This is a genomic window from Micromonospora sp. KC207, assembly GCF_004348615.1.
Taxonomy (GTDB): Bacteria; Actinomycetota; Actinomycetes; order Mycobacteriales; family Micromonosporaceae; genus Micromonospora.
This window is the reverse complement of the sequence record NZ_SMKJ01000048.1, coordinates 12,669-30,658: the sequence shown is the minus strand read 5'-3', so window position 1 is coordinate 30,658 and position 17,990 is coordinate 12,669. Positions and strand designations below refer to the sequence as shown.

The window sequence follows — 17,990 nt, the reverse complement described above, 5'->3', positions numbered from 1 at the left end:
CCCTACGCCCGCCCGCCCGCCGGCCGGGGGCTGGCCCCACTGCGGCAGGGTCGGGTCGACCGGCGGGCCGGCGGGCGGGCGGGCGTAGGGGTCGTCGGGTGCGCCGGAACCGGGTGGTCCGAAGGATGACATCTCTTCCTCCCCAGGGGTGTGGCGGACAGAGGGCGTGACGCCGGATACCGGCGACAGCGGAGCACGCGCGAGTCAGCGGAGCTTCAGGCAGAGCACGAAGTCGAGGGTGTCCAACTGGCTGTCGAAGAAGTACCAGTTGGTGTATCCGGTCACCTTGGCGCACTTCGCCTCGGCGTCCTTCTCCCCGCTGGTCTGCCCGTCGAAGCGGCGCAGCACCTCGTACGTCTTCGGGCCGCACGGGCTGATCAGCAGCTTGGGCTTGCCGCCGGCCGGCCCCTCGTTGCGGACGCACTGTCCCACCTTGACGAACCGGGGATCGGCCGACGACTCGGGTGCCGGGGCGGTGGGCGCGGGCGTCGGCGCGGCCGGGGTGTCCTCCGCCGTCGGAGCGGCGCTGGGCACGGCCGGCCCGGCCGCGGGCGGTGGATCGTCCTGCCGGAGCAGGTACCACACGGCCGCGCCGCCGGCGAGCACGAATACGAGCAGAGTGGCCAGCACGGTGATCAGCGGAGCGCGCCCGCGCCTGCGGTCCGGCAGCGGCGCGGGCTTCCCCGGGTACGGCGGCGGCGCGGGCTCATCCGGGTGCGGAGGGGCACTTCCGAACCTCGGGTACGGCGCGGCGGCGTACCGGTCCCCGGCGTACCGGTCGTCGGGGTGCGTCGCGCCGGCCCCCACCGGCCGGTACACCTCGGTGTGCCCCGGGCCGTGGGGCTCGGGCCGCTCCCACGGGCCGGGCTCGGGTTCCCGGGCGCCGGCCGCGAACCCGCCGGGATCGCCCGGCCACGGGGCCCGGTCCGACGGGTGCGGGCCGGGCTGCGGGGGGCCGTAGCGCCCCGGGAGGCCCGGCTCGGGGCGGTAGCCGCCCTGGGTCGGGTACGGGCCCGGCTCGGGGCGGTAGCCGCCCTGGGTCGGGTACGGGCCCGGCTCGGGGCGATGGCCGCCCTGGGTCGGGTACGGGCCCGGCTCCGGCGCGCCCGACCGGCGCGGCGGGTACCCCGCGTCCGGGTACCCCGCGTCCGGGTACCCCGCGTCCGGGTACCCCGCGTCCGGGTACCCCCAGGCGTCGCCCGCCCACGACTCGGCCGGAGTGCCGTGCCCGTCGTCGGGTCGTCGCCCGGGCCACGGCCCCGCGGGACCCTCACCCGGTGGTCCGTAGTTCGACATGCACACCCTCCTACCCCGAGCGGTGAGACCGGCCACCAACCAGCGACGCCGACGCCGTGGTCACCGTAGCGTGGCCAATCGATGACATCACCACCCCGGCGGGTTACGCCTCCCGTACCGACCGTGCCGGAGTCGACCCGCGGCGCCGCCACGCCGGCCACCGGACCGGCGCTTGTCTGGACGGCGCTGGCCGTCGTCTACGTCCTCTGGGGCTCCACCTACCTGGGCATCCGGGTCGCGGTGGAGTCGCTGCCGGCCCTCGCCTCGGCCGGCCTCCGGTTCGGCGCGGCGGCCGTCGTGCTCGCCCTCGTTCTCCGGGTACGCCGGGGCGCCGGCGCCCTGCGCGTCGACCGGCGGCAGCTCGGCTCCGCCGCTCTCGTCGGCGTGCTCCTGCTGGCCGGCGGCAACGGCCTGGTGGTGCTCGCCGAGTCCGGCCCGCCCGGGACGGCGGTGCCCTCCGGCATCGCGGCGCTGCTGGTCGCCACCGTCCCGCTGCTGGTCGTCCTGCTCCGCACGGTCAGCGGCGACCGCCCACGGCTGTGGACCTTCGCCGGGGTGACGCTGGGCTTCCTCGGCCTGATCCTGCTGGTGCTGCCGACCGGCGGGTCGGGCGCGGTGCCGCTGGCCGGCGCGCTGACCGTGGTCGCGGGGGCCACCTGCTGGTCGGCCGGGTCGTTCCTGGCCGGGCGACTGCGGATGCCCACGGATCCGTTCGTCGCCACGGTCTACGAGATGGTCGCCGGCGCGGTCGCGCTGGCCGTGCTCGCCGCCGCCCGGGGCGAGCTGCGGGACTTCGACCCCGGGCAGGTCACCGGTCGATCCTGGCTCGCCCTCGCGTACCTGATGGTCGCCGGCTCGCTGGTCGCGTTCACCGCGTACGTCTGGCTGCTCCACCACGCGCCGATCTCGCTGGTGTCCACCTACGCGTACGTGAACCCGGTCGTCGCGGTCGCGCTCGGTGCGCTGCTGGCCGCAGAGCCGATCACCGCCCAGGTGCTGATCGGCGGTGCGGTGATCATCGCCGGGGTCGCGCTGGTGGTCAGCACGGAACGCCTCGGACGGCCGACCGGGGCGGCGGCCCGACCGGCGCGGCGGTAACGTCCGGCCGGTGCCCGCCGGCCCGTCGACCGTCGCCGCCCTGGCTCTGACCAGTCGGCCCACCGCCGCCGTTCTCGTTCTCGCCCTGATCGGATCGGTGATCGGGGCGTTCGTGCCGTGGCTGGCCGGGCGCTTCACCGCCGCACCCCGGCTCGTTCCCAGCCGCGGGGCACTCGGGGCGAGGGACGCGGCGTCGGCCGGACCGGACGCGGCGGCCCGGGGGCGGGTGGTGGCCTGGGCGGCGGTGGCGGCTGCGGTCTTCGGCGGGCTCGGCGTCGCGCCCGGTGTCGGCGCGGCGCTGCCGGCGTTCCTCGCGGTGGCGGCGGTCGGTCTCGTGCTCGCGGCAGTCGACCTGGCCTGCCTGCGGCTGCCCGATCCGCTGGTCGGCCTGGCGGCGCTCGGCGCGGTGACCGGGCTGGTCGCGGCGGCGACGTTCGACGGCCGCCTAGGCCGGCTGTTCGCCTCACTGGCCGGGGCAGGGCTGTCGTTCACCGGGTACGCGCTGCTCGCCCTCCTGCCCGGCTCGCGGCTCGGCTTCGGTGACGTGAAGCTGGCCGCCGTGCTGGGGCTGCCCCTCGGCTGGCTGGGCTGGCCGGGGCTGTTGACCGGGCTGGTCCTGCCGCACGTGCTGCACGGGCTGGCCGTGCTCGGCCTGCTGGCCGCCCGCCGGGTACGCCGGGACACCCCGCTGCCGCTCGGGCCGGCCCTGCTCGCCGGCGCCTGGCTGGCGACCCTCACCGCCTGACCGTCCCCCACGACCCCGCCAGCCGTCGCGCCGCCCGCCGGCTACGGTGAGAAGGGGACCTTTCTCTACCTCAGGCGTTAATAGGGGGCCCCTCCTTTCACAGCAGGCGGAGTTGGCGGTCCTTGGGACGGCGGGGTTCCGCCTCGCCCAGGCGCTCGAACAGACCCGGGTCGATCACGTCGAGGAACGGCGTCGGCCGGCAGTCCCGCTCCGACCCGTGCCGGGTACGCCGGGCCGCGTGGCTGACGTAGAGCCGGTCCTGGGCCCGGGTGAGGCCGACGAAGAACAGCCGCCGCTCCTCGGCGATCGCGTCCTCGTCGGGCGTCGATCCGGGCCAGCGCAGCGGGAGCAGGCCGTCCTCGCAGCCGACGAGGAACACGACCGGGAACTCCAGCCCTTTCGCGGCGTGCAGGGTGAGCAGGGTGACCGCCTCGGCGCGCGGGTCCAGGGCGTCCACCTCGGCACCGGTGGCGAGCTGGGACAGGAACAGCTCCACGTCGTCGCCGCAGCGCCGGGCCAGCGGGGTGAGCAGGTCCACGGCGGCGCGGACCTCCTCGGGGCGTACCGCGCCGGAGCCGTCGAGGGTGGGGGCGGCGAACCGGTCGGCGACCACCTGCGCGGCGAGGCGGACCCGGGCCGGCAGGCCGCCGCCGAGGCCGTCGGCGTGCCGCAGCTCGCGGGCGATCGCGGCCACCCCGGGCCGGTCGCGCAGCCGGTCGTGCGAGCGCTTCTGCACCGGCACGTTGGCGCGGGCGAGGGCGTCCACGATGGGGGCGGCCTGCGCGTCGGTCCGGTACAGCACGGCGATGTCGGAGAAGGAGAGCGAGGTGGACCGGCCGTCGATGCGGCCCGAGTCCAGGGACCGGTGGGACAGGCCACCCATTAGGTCGTCGACGGTGCGTACGACGAAGTCGGCCTCGTCGGCGACGGACGCGGCGGCGTACCGGCCGACCAGCGGGGCCTCCGGGTCGAGTCGGGCCGGGTCGAGCCGGCGGCCCCGGACCAGCGACGACGGCGCGATGGCCTGTACGGCGGCGGCGAGGATCGGCGCCGCCGACCGGTAGTTGCGGTTCAGCCGTACGAGTCGGGCGTCGGTGAAGTCCTGCGAGAAGCGCAGGAAGTAGCCGACGTCCGCGCCCCGGAACGAGTAGATGGCCTGGTCCGGGTCGCCGATCGCGCACAGGTTACCGTCGGCGGGGCTGAGCAGCCGCAGCAGCTCGTACTGGACGGCGTCGACGTCCTGGTACTCGTCCACGAAAATCCACTGCCAGCGGTCCCGGTACCGCTGGGTGAGCTTCCGGTCCGCGCGCAGCAGCTCGACGGGCAGGGTGAGCAGGTCGTCCAGGTCGACCAGGTCCCGCTTGCGCAGCAGCGCGGCGTAGGCCGCCTGGTCCTCGCCCGCCTCGGCCTTCGCCGCCGCCCGGTCGGCGTCGTCGGCGATACGGAAGTCGGCCGGCAGCCCGGCGGCGCCCGCGTTCTCCCGCAGGATGGTCAGGCCCAGCGAGTGGAACGTGCCGACGGTGATGTCCTCGGCGACGGGCCCGAGCAGCCCGTCGAGGCGGTGCCGCAGTTCCTCGGCGGCCCGCCGGGTGAAGGTGATCGCGAGGCAGCGCTCCGGGAACACGTTCAGCTCGGCGCACAGGTACGCGATCCGGTGCGTCAGCGTCCGGGTCTTGCCGGTGCCGGGGCCAGCCACGATCAGCAGCGGCCCGCCCGGCGCGGACGCGGCCACCCGCTGCATGGCGTCCAGCCGGTCCAGCAGCCCGGTGCCGACCTCCTCCATGCCGGCGAGCATCGGCTCGAACGGCTCGTGCGGGGATGGCTGCGGCGGGATCGGCGGCGGGGGCGGCGGGGCGAACTTCCGCTTCGGTTCGACCTTCGCCGCAGCCGGGCGCTTCGCCTTCGCCGCCGGCTCCGCGGTCGGTCGCTGTGCCGGCACGGGTACGTCGAACAGCGTCTCCGCCTGCGCCCCCGTCCCCTTCGCGCCCAGCTCGTCCGGGTCGAAGAGGGTGATCACCCCGTACTCGCCGTCGTAGCCGGGCACCCGGCGCACGTCGCCCCGGCGCAGCCGGCCGATTCCCTCGGCGAGCAGCTCCCCGCCGACCCGGCCGATCTCGTCGAGCGGGGCGCGGGTGAGGATCTCCAACTCCGCACCGAGCGCGGCGACCAGGTCGTTGAGCTTTCCCTCGACCTTCTTCGACTTCGGGCCCACCCGGTTCAGCTCGCCGAGGATCTCGGCCAGCGGCACCAGGTGGGTGACCTTCCGGGCGTGGGCCGGCCGGTGCCCCTCGGGCCGGTCGGCCAGCTCCTCGACGCGGCTGAGCACCCCGACGGTGAGCGGCTTGCCGCACTCGGGGCAGCGCCCGCCGGCCGCCCGGGTCCGTTCCGGTGACCAGTTCACGCCGCAGAGCCGGTGGCCGTCGGCGTGGTACTTGCCCTCCTCGGGGAAGAACTCGATGGTGCCGGCGAGCCCGTCGCCGGTGCGCAGCGCCTCCCGGATCGCGAAGTAGTCGCGGCCGGTGGCCAGCACCGTCGCCTCGCGGGCCAGCGCGGGCGGCGAGTGGGCGTCCGAGTTGGACACGAGCTGGTAGCGGTCCAGGCTGCCTACCCGCCAGTTCATCTCCGGGTCCGACGACAGCCCGGTCTCCACGGCGAAGATGTGCTCGGCCAGGTCGGCGTAGCAGTCGGCGATCGCGTCGAAGCCGGACTTCGAGCCCAGCGCCGAGAACCACGGCGTCCAGATGTGCGCCGGCACGAGGTAGCCGTCCGGGCTGGCCTCCAGGGTGATCTCCAGCAGGTCGCGGGAGTCGAGGCCGAGGATGGGCCGGCCGTCTGAGGCGATGTTGCCGATCCGCCCGAGGGTGGTGTTGAACCGCTCCACCGCGTCCAGGTCGGGCAGGTAGACCAGGTGGTGCACCTTGCGGGTGCGGTCGTCCCGCTTGTAGATCGTGGAAATCTCCACGCTGAGCATGAACCGGACCGGGTCCGCCTCCGCCTCGCTGGCCAGCCGGGGCGGCAGCCGGCGGGCGACGTCCCGCTCCGCCTCCGGGGAGAGCCGGTACAGGCCCGGCTCGGCCGGGTGCAGCGTCTCGCGCAGGTGGTCGTACCAGGCGGGGTGGGTGAAGTCGCCGGTGCCGAGCACGCCGATGCCCTTGCGCCGGGCCCACCAGGCGAGGTTCGGCATGGTCAGGTCGCGGCTGCACGCGCGTGAGTATTTCGAGTGGATGTGCAGGTCCGCGACGAACGGCGAGGGGCCATCCGGGGGTGCGGCGCTGAACGGGAGCACGCCGCATCCTGTCACGCCCGCCCCGAGGCCCGCCCGCCGCCACGCGTACGCGTGACCTGAGCAATCCTTGGACACCGCGGCGATCGAGCGCTACGCGGCCGCACCCGGCGGTCAGGGGGCGCGCAGCTCCACGAGGGTGACCTGAGGGTTGGCGCCGACGCGCACCGGCGGGCCCCAGAAGCCGGCGCCGTTGGTGACGTACACCTTCGTGCCGTCGACCTCGCCCAGGCCGGAGACGACCGGCTGCTCGAGCCGTACGGCCAGGTTGAACGGGACCATCTGGCCGCCGTGGGTGTGCCCCGACAGCTGCAGGTCCACCCCGAACCTCGCGGCCTCGACGGCTGCCACCGGCTGATGAGCCAGCAGCACCACCGGGCGGCTCGGGTCCCGGCCGCCGAGCGCGGCGGCGTAGTCGGCGGGAGCGGCCAGCCCGGTCCCGGCGGCGGTGACGTCGTTCACCCCGGCGAGGTCCAGCACACCGCCCGGGGTCCGGATCTCCTGCCGGACGTTCTGGAGCACCCGCAGGCCGATCCGGTCCACCTCCCGCACCCACTCCTCCACGCCGGAGTAGTACTCGTGGTTGCCGGTGACGAAGAAGCTGCCGTACCGGGACCGCAGGTCGCCCAGCGGGGACGCCGCGTCGCCCAGCTCGGCGACCGACCCGTCGACCAGGTCGCCCACGACTGCGACCAGGTCGGCGTCCAACCGGTTAATCATCGCCACGATCCGCTCGGTGTGCGCCCGGCCGCGCAGCGGACCGAGGTGGATGTCGGCGACGGTGGCGATGCGCAGGCCGTCCATGCGGCGCGGGAGTTTCGCCAGCGGGATCTGCACCCGGTCCAGCCGGGGCGGGCCGAGGGCGTTGCGTACCCCGTACCCGACGGTGCCCGCGGCCGTGAGGCCCGCGAAGATCGCCGCCCCGCGGGCCAGCAGCAGCCGGCGGGACGGGTCGTGGTCGGGCTCGTCGACGGCCGCGACGGCCGGCGGGTCGGCGGCCCCGGGTGCCCCCACCAGCACCGGCTCGGGCGCGACGGCGGCCGGCTCGGCGGCGACCGCCCGGCGGCGCAGCACCAGCCGGGCGACCAGCATCGGCACCTCCAGCACCAGCAGCGCGACCAGCAGGTAGAACATCAGGGCGAGCCAGATGTACCCCGGCCAGGCCAGCCAGTACAGGCCGTTCTGGGTGCCGGCCATCGTGGCCGGCACGAGCAGCGTGAGCAGCACCGCCGCGACCGCGCCGGCCCGGCGCAGCCGCCGGGACGCGGTGGTGTCCCGGACCAGGCGCTTCCACAGGTAGAGGTGGAGCAGGCCGATCACGACCAGCACGAAACCCACCAGAGCGACAACCGCCAACACCGAGCCTCCTCAGCCGCCCGCGAACGGCGGCAGCACGTCGATCGTCGCCCCTGCCGGCAGCGCTGTCCGGCGGTCGTGACAGGCCACGCCGTCGACCAGGAAACTCGCCACCCTCAGCACGGCGGCGAGCCGCTCGCCGTGCCGTCGTGTCAGTTCGTCCGCGAGTTCGTCCAGGCAGCGGCCGGCGGTTGCGGTCTCCTCGGCCGTTCCGGCGGCGGCCCGCGCCCCGGCGAAGTACCGGATGGTGAGCCGTCCGGTCGGGAGGTCGGAGGCGTCGTGGCGCACCGGTCACCCGCCGATCGCGGACATCGGCCGGGCCGGCTGGAGGAACGTCGGGTCGTCGATGCCGTGCCCGGCCCGTTTGCCCCACATCGCCGCCCGCCACCGCCGGGCCAGCTCGTCGTCGTCCGCCCCGGCCCGCAGCGCGCCGCGCAGGTCGGACTCCTCGCTGGCGAAGAGGCAGGCCCGGATTTGCCCGTCGGCGGTGAGCCGGGTCCGGTCGCAGTCGCCGCAGAACGGCCTGGTCACGCTGCCGATCACGCCGACCCGCGCGGGACCGCCGTCGACCAGCCAGGTCTCGGCCGGGGCCGCACCCCGCACGGCCGGGTCCGGGGTCAGGTCGAATCCGGTACGCAGTGTGACGAGGATCTCGTCTGCGGTGACCATCGCGGCGCGGTCCCAGCCGTGCTGCGCGTCCAACGGCATCTGCTCGATGAACCGCAGCTCGTAGCCGTGGGCCAGGGCGAAGCGGAGCAGCGCCGGGGCCTCGTCGTCGTTGACGCCCCGCATCAGCACGCTGTTGACCTTCACTGGGGTGAGCCCGGCTGCGGCGGCCCCGGCCAGCCCGGCGAGCACGTCGGCGAGCCGGTCGCGGCGGGTCAACCGGGCGAACCGCCCGGCGTCGAGGGTGTCCAGGGACACGTTCACCCGGTCCAGGCCGGCGGCCCGCAGGGCCGGGGCCAGCCGGTCCAGCCCGAGCCCGTTCGTGGTCAGCGAGATCCGGGGCCGGGGCTCCAGTCCGGCCACCGCGGCCACGATGCCGACCACGCCGGGGCGGATCAGCGGCTCCCCGCCGGTGAACCGCACCTCGGTGATCCCGAGCCGTCGCACCGCCACCCGGACCAGCCGGACGATCTCGTCGTCGCTCAGCAACTGCGACCCGGCCAGCCAGGGCAGCCCCTCGGCCGGCATGCAGTAGGTGCAGCGCAGATTGCACTTGTCGGTCAGCGAGACGCGCAGGTCCCGGGCGACGCGGCCGTACCGGTCGACGAGGACGCCGTCTGTTCCTCGTGCGGCGGTCACCGTTCGACGGTAGCGCGCCCGGCCCCGCGCAGGGTGTCCCGGGCGGCGGCGCCGACCGCATCGCGGTACGCCGCGCCGAACAGGGCGGCGTGCACGAGCAGCAGGTGGAGCTGGTGCAGCGGCACCCGCTCGCGCCACCCGTCGGCCAGTGGCCACGCCTCCCGGTAGGCCGCCATGATCCGGTCGTGGTGCGGCGGGCCGCCGAAGAGCGCCAGCTGGGCCAGGTCCGTCTCCCGGTGGCCGCCGTGCGCGGCCGGGTCGACCAGCCACGCCTGCTCGTCGGCCCCCCAGAGCACGTTGCCCGGCCACAGGTCGCCGTGCACCCGGGCCGGCGGTTCGTCGCCGCCGAACTCGTCGACCCGGTCGACGACCTGTTCGACCAGGGCGGTCTCGACGGCGGTGAGCGCGCCGCCGTCGACCGACATCCGCAGGTACGGCGACAGCCGCCGCCGGGCGAACCACGCTGGCCACGGGCCGTCGTCCGGCGTGTTGTCCTGCGGGAGCGCGCCGACGAAGCCGGCCCACTCCGCGCCGAACGCGGGGGCCCCGGCGCGATGCAGCGCGGCCAGGTCGCGGCCGAACCGCTCGGCGGCCTCCGGCGTCGGCTCGCCGGGCTCGACCCAGTCGAGCGCCAGCAGTTCCGGCAGCGCCACCACCACCTCCGGTACGGCCAACGCGCCGGCCTCCCGCAGCCAGCGCAACCCGGCCGCCTCGGCCGCGAAGAAGCCCTCCGGCGCCGGCCGCCCGGCCCGTTTCTGCGGCCAGGTCTTGGCGAAGACCGAGTGCCCGTCGTCCAGGGTCAGCCGGGACGCCGCGCAGACGTCCCCGCCGGCCACCGGCGTCTCCCGGATCCGCTGGTGGGTGAGGAAGGTGGGGAGGTGCTCCGGATGCGCCCGCAGGTACGCCAGGTCCATGTGCGCAAGGTAGCCGCTTGCGCCGCCCAGCCGTGCGGCCCACCCGGCCGTTGTCTCCGCCTCGTTTACGCACCGCGCTGAACTGCGGGAATACTGTCCGTAGTGTGGACGACCCGGCGTGTCGTCCACAGGCCCCCCGGGGGTGCCCGTGCGCGGCCCACCCTGCCTGCATGACCCGTACCGACCCCGCCCGGCTCACCGTCCGTTCGCCTGCCGACCTCATCGCCGCCGTGCCCTACCTGCTCGGTTTCCACCCCGCCGACAGCGTGGTGGTGGTGGCTCTGCGGGGCCGGCGGATCGTCTTCGCCGCCCGCGCGGACCTGCCCGGCCCCGGCGACGACCCGCTGGCCCCGGCCACCCACCTGGCCGGCGTGATCGCCCGGCAGGAGGCCGAGTCCGCCACCGTGCTCGGCTACGGCGACGCGCCGGGGGTCACCCCCGCCGTCGACGCGGTACGCGCCTCGCTGGCCACCGCCGGGCTCGCCGTGCTCGACGCGCTGCGGGTCACCGGCGGCCGATACTGGTCCTACCTGTGCGACGAGCCGGCCTGCTGCCCGCCCGAGGGCACCCCGTACGACATCGGGACCAGCGAGGTCAGCGTGGCGGCCGTCTTCGCCGGCCAGGTGGCGCTGCCCGACCGGGCGGCCCTGACCGCGCAGGTGGCCCCGATCGGCGGCCCGGCGCGGGTGGCGATGCGCCATGCGGTCGACCGCGCCGAGCGCAAGCTGGACGCCCTGATCACCGGAGCAACCGAGGCCGACCTGCTCGGCGGGCGCGCGCTGCGCCGGGCCGGCGTGGACGCCGTCCACGCCGCCCAGCGCCACAGCCGCCGGGGCGAACGGCTCACCGACGACGAGGTGGCCTGGCTGACGCTGCTGCTGACCCACCTGCCCGTCCGCGATCACGCCTGGGAGCGCACCGACGGGCGGGACGGGGACATCGCCCTCTGGACGGACGTGCTGCGCCGCGCCGAACGGGACCTGATCGCCGCCCCGGGCTCGCTGCTCACCTTCGCCGCCTGGCGGGCTGGGCAGGGTGCCCTGGCGGCCGTGACGCTGGAACGGGTGCTGGAGGCACACCCGGACTACTCGCTCGCCCTGCTCCTTGACGACCTGCTGCGTCGTGGGGTGCCGCCGTCCCGGCTCGACGGCTGGCCGGCGAACCGCCCGCCGGGGGTGCTCCGCCGACGGCGACGTCGCCGCGATCCCTGAGGCGGATGGGGCTCGGTGGGTCGGCCTGCTCGGTATATGGGTGGGGGTTAGCCGGGGCCCGCCCGCTCCGGGCGGTCAGGCTTGATCCCTACGCGACAGACGATCGTGGGATTCCGGGCGGCCGGCAGGACGGCCGGCAGGAGCCTCCTGCCGGCCGTCCTGCCTGGTTCGCGCGTACCGCCGTCGGTTGACTCTGGGTTATGAAACAAGCCTGGAAGGTGACTTCCCGTATCCTCGCCGCAGGGGTGTTTGTCGGTGCCACGGCCCTGGTCGCCCCGGTGGCGGTCTCCGCCCACGCCGAGGCCGCCCCCACCCCCGGGGCGGGCGACGCCTCGATCCTCGACCTGATCCCGGGTGACACCGGGGACCGGATGCTCGCGCAGGTGCCGCTGGTCGACGCGGCGACCGGGCTGCGGGCCGCCGTCGAGCGGGGCCCCTCGCGCGGCTACGCCGGCATCGGGCTGGTCGGCGACCACGTCACGCTCTGGTGGAAGGGCACCCTTCCGGCCGACATCGCCTCGGCCGTCGCCACCGCCCGCCGGATCGCGCCGGTCGAGGTCGCCAGGGCTGCGTACGCGAAGACCGAGCTGGTCGCCGCCGCCGCGCGGATCGCGCCCGTGGTGGACGGCGACGCGCGTGACGCCGCCCACGACGTGCGGCTGCGTACCGACGGCTCGGGCATCGAGATCGCCGTCGACGACGCAGACGCGGCGCTGCCGAAGCTGCCGGCGACCGGGGTGCGCACCACCGTCGTGGAGCGGGACCGGCTGGTTCCCCGCTCGCGTGAGAACGACTCGGCCCCGTGGAACGGCGGGGCCCGGATCTGGAACGACTCCGGCGCCGGCTGCACCGTCGGCTTCGGCGTACGCGAGGTGCCCACGGGCACCAACCACCTGCTCAGCGCCGGGCACTGCGGCTCGGTGGGATCGCAGTGGAGCGACGGTCAGGGCGAGCCGATCGGTCTCCAGACCCACAAGAACGCCGACCACGACACGATGCTGATCGCCACCCCGTCGGCCGGCGGCTGGCTCTACGTCGGCGGCTCGAACGACGAGGTGAAGGCCCGGGTGGTTGGCTGGACCGAGGTGTTCCCCGGTCAGCTCCTCTGCCAGTCCGGGGCGACCTCGGCCTGGGAGATCGGCACTCCGGTCTGCAACCTGGAGGTGCAGTTCCACTACACCGACCGGGAGGACCTGGTCGAGGCCACCCAGCTCGACGGCGACGACTCGGCCCGCAGCGGTGACAGCGGCGGCCCGGTGTACGCGGTCAACGCCAACGGCACCGTCCTGGCCGCCGGCACCACGACCCGTTCGGCCGGGCCCGGGTTCGGGTTCCAGGACTTCGCCACCGCCCGGGACGACTTCGGCGACATCGTGCCGGTGACCGGGGCGGCCGCCACCTGCCGGGTCTCCTTCGCCGTAACCAACTCCTGGGGCACCGGTTACGAGGCAGCCGTCACCGTCTACAACGACGGCCCGCAGCTCACCGGTTGGAACGTCGGGTGGACGTTCGGCGGCAACCAGGTCGTGCAGGGGCGCTGGAACGGCGTCTTCCAGCAGATTGGCGCGACCGTGACGGTCACCAACGAGAACTACAACGCCACGATCCCGTCCGGTGGCTCGGTGAGCTTCGGCTTCACGGCCGACGGGCCGGCCACCATTCCGGCCCCGTTCACCCTGAACGGCAGCTCCTGCTCCTGATCACAGCTTTCCACCACAGGTGGGCTCCACCGGGCGGGCACCCGGTGGGGCCCACCGCTCTGCCGTTCGTGCTGCGCTGGTTCGTGCTGCGTGAGAGGGGGACCCTTGTATACCTCAGGCGTTAACAGGGGCCCCTTCCTTACTCCTCGGAGAGGCGTTCGTGGGCGTAGATCCGGGCCAGGCCGTGGAACTCGTACCGATCATCTCCCTGAAGCAGCAGACCGGCGTCCACCAGCTCCTCGGCGGCCGCCGCCGCCCTCTCGACGTCGATGCCCGTGACGGCGGCGAGCAGCGCGGCGTCGAACTCCGCCCCGGGCACGAGGGACGCCCGCCGGAAGACCCCGGCGGCGGCCGGGCCGAGCCGGCGGTACGACACGTCGAACGCGGCCCGGACGTCGAGGTCCCCGGCTGTCAGCGCGGTCAACCGGCGGTGCGGGTCGGCGAGCTGGGCGGCGAGTTGGGCGACCGGCCACCCTGGCCGGCTGGCCAGCCGGTTGCCGGCGACCCGGATCGCCAGCGGCAGCCGGCCGCAGAGCTCCACCAGTTCGGCCGTGGCCGCCGGGTCGGCGGCCAGCCGGTCCTCGCCGACGATCGAGGCGAGCAGCCGTCGGGCGGCCTCCGGGGCGAGCAGCCCGACGGGGATCCGGACGGCACCGGTGAGCCCGGTCAGCGGGCGCCGGCTGGTGACCAGGGTCAGGCAGTGCCGTCCGGCCGGCAGTAGCGGGCGTACCTGGGCCTCGTCGGCGGCGTCGTCCGCCACGATCAGCAGGCGCCGGTTCCGGGTGAGGGTGCGGAACAGCCGGCCCCGCTGTTCGGGCGGGCCCGGGATCGCGTCCTCGGGCAGCCCGAGGGAGCGCAGCAGGCCGGCCAGTGCCTCGGCCGGATCGACGGGGCCGGCGGGGGCGGTGCCGTGCAGGTCGAGGAAAAGCTGGCCGTCGGCGAACCCGGTGCCGAGACGGTGCCCGGCGGCCACCGTGAGGCTGCTCTTGCCGGTGCCGGGTGGACCGTGCAGCACGACGACGGAGGCGGTCGTGGCGCTGCCGTCGGTGACCCCGGTGGTCAGGCGGGCCAGCACGGCGAGTTCCGCCTCCCGGCCGATGAGGTTCGGCACGGCGGCGGGCAGCTCCGAGGGGACCACCGGGGTCGCGGCCACGGGCGCGGACGGGCGGTGGCCGGCGCGGGCCAGGCCGAGGAAGCGGTCGCGGTCCGCGCCGGCCAAGCCGAGCGCGTCGGCGAGGAGCCCGACCGTACGCCGCTGGGGTGTGCGGACCCGGCCGCGTTCCATCTCCCGGATGGTGCGGACGCTGGACCCGGACGCCTCGGCCAGCTCCTCCTGGGTCAGGCCGCGGTTGCCCCGCAACGTCCGGAGCCATTGCCCGAAACCAGCCCGCTGCTGCATGCCGACGCGCATGTCCTTCCGCCAGCCGCTACACGTCAACGCTCACGTAGCGTGTCGATCGTTGCACGGAGCATCGGTCCGGCGGTGTCCGCACTGGCGTGAGCATCGCCATAACAACCGGTGAGTAACCCGTGAACGCCTGGTCAGTGGCCGATCCGGTGGGCTCCCGCGTAGACGTTCATGGTCCGGTCGCGCAGGAAGCCGACCAAAGTCATGCCCGCCTCCTCGGCGAGGTCCCCGGCCAGGGTGCTGGGAGCGGAGACCGCCGCGAGCAACGGCACGCCCGCCATCCACGCCTTCTGGGTCAGCTCGAAGCTCGCCCGACCGGAGACCAGCAGCAGGTGCCCGGCCAGCGGCAGGCGGCCCTGCCGGACGGCCCAGCCGACGACCTTGTCGACGGCGTTGTGCCGGCCGACGTCCTCGCGCAGCGCCACCAGCTTTCCGTCGCCGGTGAAGAGCGCGGCGGCGTGCAGCCCGCCGGTGCGGTCGAAGTGACGCTGCGCGGCGCGCAGCCGGTCCGGCAGCTCGGCCAGCAGCGTGGCCGGCACGGTGAGTGGGTCGTCCGCGACGGCGTACCTGGAGCGGGTCCGCACCGCGTCGATGCTCGCCTTGCCGCAGACCCCGCAGGAGCTGGTGGTGTAGAAGTTCCGGGTCGGGTCGGCGGCTGGCTCGGGCACGCCGGGGGCGAGCACCACGTCGACCACGTTGTACGTGTTCGGGGTGTCCGGGCCGGCGCAGAGCTGGGCCGTGCGCACGTCCGCGTCGTCGCGGATCAGCCCCTCGGTGAGCAGGAAACCGATCGCCAGGTCGAGGTCGTCGCCGGGGGTACGCATGGTCACCGCCAATGGCCGTCGGCGACCCGGGCCACCCGGCCCGACCCGGATCTCCAGCGGCTCCTCGACCGAGAGGCTGTCCGGTCGGCGCACGGCGCCGCGGGCCGGGTCCGCCGCGTCGAGGTCGATCCGTAGCACGCTCCGCCGGTCAGTCGCCCGTCCCATCCCGCCATCCTGCCCGACCGGTCACCTCGTCGAGGTTCGGACCCCGGCCGCCGCAGGTGGCGGCCTCGTCGGCCGTCGAACTCTTCCCGGAAGGGCCGCCTGGAGGGCATCGGTGCTCGGTCGTGGCCCGGTTTCCGGGGCGGCCGGCGCGGACGTGGCCCGGCGGTGGCGGCGAGGCTACTCGCCCGGCATGCAACGGATCCGGCGGCGATCCCGTAGGGGAGGTGTCCGAGTGGCAAGCGGGGACGAGGAGAGGTGGGTGGCCTGTGAAACGGCCTTCCGAACGGGATCGCGAGTTCACCGAGTTCGTGTCGGCCCGGCGCGCCGCGCTGGTGCGCGTGGCGACGTTGTTGGTCTCCGGTGACCTGGCCAGGGCCGAGGACGTGGTGCAGACGGCGCTGACTCGCCTGTACCTGGCCTGGCCGAGGGTGCGGCCGGACACCGCGTACGCGTACGCCCGGCGGTGTGTCGTGAACGCGGCGACGGACGAGCGCCGGAGCCTGTTTCACCGGCGTGAGCGGGTGCACGCGCAGTTGCCCGACGTCGTGACCGGCGAGGACGCGGGCGGCGACGAGACGAGGGTGCTGGCGTTGCTGGCGACCCTGCCGAACAGCATGCGGGCGGCGGTGGTGCTGCGGTACGTCGAGGGGCTGAGCGTCACCGAGACCGCCGACGCCATGCGGTGCAGCGAGGGCAACGTCAAGAGCCAGAGCGCCCGAGGGCTGGAGCGGCTGCGGGCGCTCCTTCCCGGACATGCGTACGACTTCGCCTGAGCCCGACCTCGACCTCGACCCTCATCCGAACCCGTTCGACCGATCGAAGGAGTACCGACATGCCAGACGTCATGGACGTCCTGCGGGCCCTGCCCAGTGCCGTCACGCCCGACCGGACCAGCCCGGATGTCGTCGCTGGCGACGTGGCCCGGGGAAACCGCGCGCTGACCCGCCGCCGGCGGCAACGCTTCGCGTGGTCCATCGCCATCGCCGCCGCCGTCGCCGTGGTGGGCGCCGGGCAGTTCGGCGGTGCCATGCCCACGACCACTGCTGCGGGTGGGCCCGCCCCGACGGCGACGCAGGCGACGCGGCTACAGCTCGTCGCCTACACCGGCGCCCAGCCGGTCGGCTTCGAGGTGAGCACCGTGCCGCAGGGCTGGCGGGTGGTCTCGTCGGACAGGAGCATGTTCGTGGTGGCACCGCCCGGCAAGGAGCCGGCCCCGCCGGCTCCCGGGCACGCCGTCAGCCTCCAGGGCCAGATCTCGGTGTCCCTGCAAAGCCTGTCCCGGCTTCCCGAGGGAACGCCCGTGACGCAGGTCGACGTCAACGGCAGGGCGGGTCAGCTCGGCTTCCCGTGGGAGGCGGAGGGCAAGCTGTCGGACGTCCGGTGGCTGATTTTCCCGGACGCCGCGGGGCGGCGGATCCTGGTGCAGGTCCCGGGGGCGCTGGGCCTCGGCGACGACCAGATCGTGCACTTCGCGGAGGGCGTCACCGTTACCGACGAGGCGCAGACCGTTGGCGGCTGATCCACCAGCCTGCCGCGCCTCGGTGAGGTCTCGGCAGCCGGCGGGCTGGGAGCGGCCCGCCGGCTCGCCGCCCCGATCCCTTCGGGCTCAGACGTTCGGTGATTGGCCGAGGCTCACACCGTTGGCCACTCCTACCGGGTACACCGGACTGCTCTGGGTGAGGGTCCCGCCGACGCCGGCCGGGCCGACGTGATCGTTCCGCCGCACGCGCCGGCCCCCCGGCCGGGCCGGGCGGGTACGGTGACCGCGTGGCGGACTGGGCGGCGGTCGTGCTGGCGGGCGGGGCCGCGCGCCGGATGGGCGGCGTGGACAAGGCAGGGGTGCCAATCGGCGGCCGGCCGATGCGCGACCGGGTGCTGGACGCCGTCGTCGACGCCGACGTCCGGGTCGTGGTGGGCCCAGCCGGCCCGGTGCCAATGGGGGTCCGGTCGACCCGGGAGAGCCCTCCGGGAGGCGGTCCGGTCGCCGCCGTCGCGGCGGGTCTGTCCCTGCTGCCCGCCGGCACGCCGACCGTGGCGCTGCTTGCCGCCGACCTGCCCCTGCTGACCCGGGACGCGATGCGCCTGCTGCGCGACCAGCTCGCCGACCCGGCGGTGGACGGGGCGTGCCTCGTCGACCTCGACGGCCGGCGGCAGCATCTGTGCGGGGTGTGGCGGGTCGCGCCGCTGCGGGTCGCGCTCGACCGGCTCGCCGCCGCCCGGGGCGGCTCGCTCGACGGCGCGTCGGTGCGGGCGCTGCTCGCCGGGTTGGCCGTGCGCGACGTGCCCTGGCCCGGGGCGGGCCCACCGCCCTGGTTCGACTGCGACACTGACGAGGACGTACGCCGGGCGGAGGAGTGGACGCGATGACGGTGCTGGAGGACTGGGTCACGGCGGCCTGCGTGGAGTTGAGCCTGGACCCCGCCGAGGTGCCGGTGCCGGTTGTGCTCGACCTGGCCCGGGATGTCGCGCACCAGGTGCTGCGGCCGGGTGCCCCGGTCTCCGCGTACCTGCTCGGACTGGCGGTCGGGCGCGGGGCCGACCCGGTGGCGGCGGCCGGCCGGCTCAGCGAGCTGGCCGGCGGTTGGCCGATCGAGCTGGGTGAGCGGCCCCCGGCCTGATGGCCGCTTCGGCGGGCCGGTGTCCGATCCCGGTCCGGCCTGACTCGGGCTTCGGGCGACCTGGGTA

Annotated in this window: 16 protein-coding genes; 8 read left to right on the top strand and 8 right to left on the bottom strand. The window is 75.1% G+C overall.

Annotated elements, in window-relative coordinates:
• Positions 1-204: 204 nt before the first annotated feature.
• Positions 205-669 carry a hypothetical protein gene (locus tag E1258_RS08950; RefSeq protein WP_132398601.1) on the bottom strand — a complete coding sequence of 155 codons (465 nt, stop codon included), beginning with the start codon at positions 667-669 and terminating at the stop codon, positions 205-207.
• Positions 670-1,419: 750 nt separating this feature from the next.
• On the opposite strand from E1258_RS08950, the gene E1258_RS08945 reads away from it, so the two are divergent.
• Positions 1,420-2,394, top strand: a complete 975-nt coding sequence (locus tag E1258_RS08945) for an EamA family transporter (protein WP_243715289.1) — start codon at positions 1,420-1,422, stop codon at positions 2,392-2,394.
• A 10-nt stretch (positions 2,395-2,404) separates the two neighbouring features.
• Positions 2,405-3,139 (top strand): A24 family peptidase, encoded by a 735-nt coding sequence (locus tag E1258_RS08940; protein WP_132398593.1) that lies wholly within the window; start codon positions 2,405-2,407, stop codon positions 3,137-3,139.
• Between the two features lie 97 nt (positions 3,140-3,236).
• On the opposite strand, the gene E1258_RS08935 is transcribed toward E1258_RS08940, so the two are convergent.
• The 5 genes from E1258_RS08935 to E1258_RS08915 all read right to left on the bottom strand — a co-directional run bounded on the left by E1258_RS08935 (position 3,237) and on the right by E1258_RS08915 (position 9,997).
• A complete protein-coding gene (locus E1258_RS08935) occupies positions 3,237-6,425 on the bottom strand; it encodes a UvrD-helicase domain-containing protein (protein WP_132398591.1) in 3,189 nt (1,062 codons plus the stop codon).
• A 111-nt stretch (positions 6,426-6,536) separates the two neighbouring features.
• Positions 6,537-7,781 carry a metallophosphoesterase gene (locus E1258_RS08930; RefSeq protein WP_132398589.1) on the bottom strand — a complete coding sequence of 415 codons (1,245 nt, stop codon included), beginning with the start codon at positions 7,779-7,781 and terminating at the stop codon, positions 6,537-6,539.
• Between the two features lie 9 nt (positions 7,782-7,790).
• Entirely contained in the window at positions 7,791-8,066 is a 276-nt protein-coding gene (locus tag E1258_RS08925; RefSeq protein WP_132398587.1) for a MoaD/ThiS family protein, read from the bottom strand.
• 3 nt (positions 8,067-8,069) lie between these two features.
• Positions 8,070-9,083 (bottom strand): GTP 3',8-cyclase MoaA, encoded by a 1,014-nt coding sequence (gene moaA, locus E1258_RS08920; RefSeq protein ID WP_132398585.1) that lies wholly within the window; start codon positions 9,081-9,083, stop codon positions 8,070-8,072.
• A complete protein-coding gene (locus E1258_RS08915; RefSeq protein WP_132398583.1) occupies positions 9,080-9,997 on the bottom strand; it encodes a fructosamine kinase family protein in 918 nt (305 codons plus the stop codon). The genes moaA and E1258_RS08915 overlap by 4 nt, the downstream gene beginning before the upstream one ends.
• Before the next feature lie 170 nt (positions 9,998-10,167).
• Here E1258_RS08915 and E1258_RS08910 point away from each other — a divergent pair, with 170 nt between their 5' ends.
• Together E1258_RS08910 and E1258_RS08905 are read left to right on the top strand one after the other, a co-directional pair.
• Positions 10,168-11,208, top strand: coding sequence for a DUF4192 domain-containing protein (locus E1258_RS08910; RefSeq protein WP_132398581.1), 1,041 nt, complete (start codon positions 10,168-10,170; stop codon positions 11,206-11,208).
• Positions 11,209-11,426: 218 nt separating this feature from the next.
• Positions 11,427-12,908, top strand: a complete 1,482-nt coding sequence (locus tag E1258_RS08905) for a cellulose binding domain-containing protein (RefSeq protein ID WP_243715288.1) — start codon at positions 11,427-11,429, stop codon at positions 12,906-12,908.
• 139 nt (positions 12,909-13,047) lie between these two features.
• Here the strand turns inward: E1258_RS08905 and E1258_RS08900 are convergent, their stop codons facing one another.
• Both E1258_RS08900 and fdhD read right to left on the bottom strand, forming a co-directional pair.
• Positions 13,048-14,319 carry a helix-turn-helix domain-containing protein gene (locus tag E1258_RS08900; protein ID WP_132398577.1) on the bottom strand — a complete coding sequence of 424 codons (1,272 nt, stop codon included), beginning with the start codon at positions 14,317-14,319 and terminating at the stop codon, positions 13,048-13,050.
• A 131-nt stretch (positions 14,320-14,450) separates the two neighbouring features.
• Positions 14,451-15,305: a formate dehydrogenase accessory sulfurtransferase FdhD gene (gene fdhD / locus E1258_RS08895; RefSeq protein WP_132398575.1), complete on the bottom strand. Its 855-nt coding sequence runs from the start codon at positions 15,303-15,305 to the stop codon at positions 14,451-14,453.
• A 266-nt stretch (positions 15,306-15,571) separates the two neighbouring features.
• Here fdhD and E1258_RS08890 point away from each other — a divergent pair, with 266 nt between their 5' ends.
• The 4 genes from E1258_RS08890 (at position 15,572) to E1258_RS08875 (ending at position 17,923) form a co-directional block, all read left to right on the top strand.
• The gene (locus E1258_RS08890; RefSeq protein ID WP_132398573.1) at positions 15,572-16,078 is read left to right on the top strand and encodes a sigma-70 family RNA polymerase sigma factor; all 507 of its coding nucleotides are present in this window, start codon (positions 15,572-15,574) and stop codon (positions 16,076-16,078) included.
• Between the two features lie 59 nt (positions 16,079-16,137).
• Positions 16,138-16,824, top strand: a complete 687-nt coding sequence (locus E1258_RS08885) for a hypothetical protein (protein WP_132398571.1) — start codon at positions 16,138-16,140, stop codon at positions 16,822-16,824.
• 248 nt (positions 16,825-17,072) lie between these two features.
• Positions 17,073-17,672 carry a molybdenum cofactor guanylyltransferase gene (locus E1258_RS08880; RefSeq protein WP_132398569.1) on the top strand — a complete coding sequence of 200 codons (600 nt, stop codon included), beginning with the start codon at positions 17,073-17,075 and terminating at the stop codon, positions 17,670-17,672.
• Entirely contained in the window at positions 17,669-17,923 is a 255-nt protein-coding gene (locus E1258_RS08875; protein WP_132398567.1) for a DUF6457 domain-containing protein, read from the top strand. The genes E1258_RS08880 and E1258_RS08875 overlap by 4 nt, the downstream gene beginning before the upstream one ends.
• Positions 17,924-17,990: the final 67 nt, after the last annotated feature.

Excerpts from the sequence above, each read along its gene's own strand:
- E1258_RS08915 (WP_132398583.1), bottom strand. The coding sequence starts at position 9,997 with ATGGACCTGGCGTACCTGCGGGCGCATCCGGAGCACCTCCCCACCTTC.
- fdhD (WP_132398575.1), bottom strand. The coding sequence starts at position 15,305 with ATGGGACGGGCGACTGACCGGCGGAGCGTGCTACGGATCGACCTCGAC.
- E1258_RS08885 (WP_132398571.1), top strand. The coding sequence starts at position 16,138 with ATGCCAGACGTCATGGACGTCCTGCGGGCCCTGCCCAGTGCCGTCACG.
- E1258_RS08910 (WP_132398581.1), top strand. The coding sequence starts at position 10,168 with ATGACCCGTACCGACCCCGCCCGGCTCACCGTCCGTTCGCCTGCCGAC.
- E1258_RS08875 (WP_132398567.1), top strand. The coding sequence starts at position 17,669 with ATGACGGTGCTGGAGGACTGGGTCACGGCGGCCTGCGTGGAGTTGAGC.
- E1258_RS08900 (WP_132398577.1), bottom strand. The coding sequence starts at position 14,319 with ATGCGCGTCGGCATGCAGCAGCGGGCTGGTTTCGGGCAATGGCTCCGG.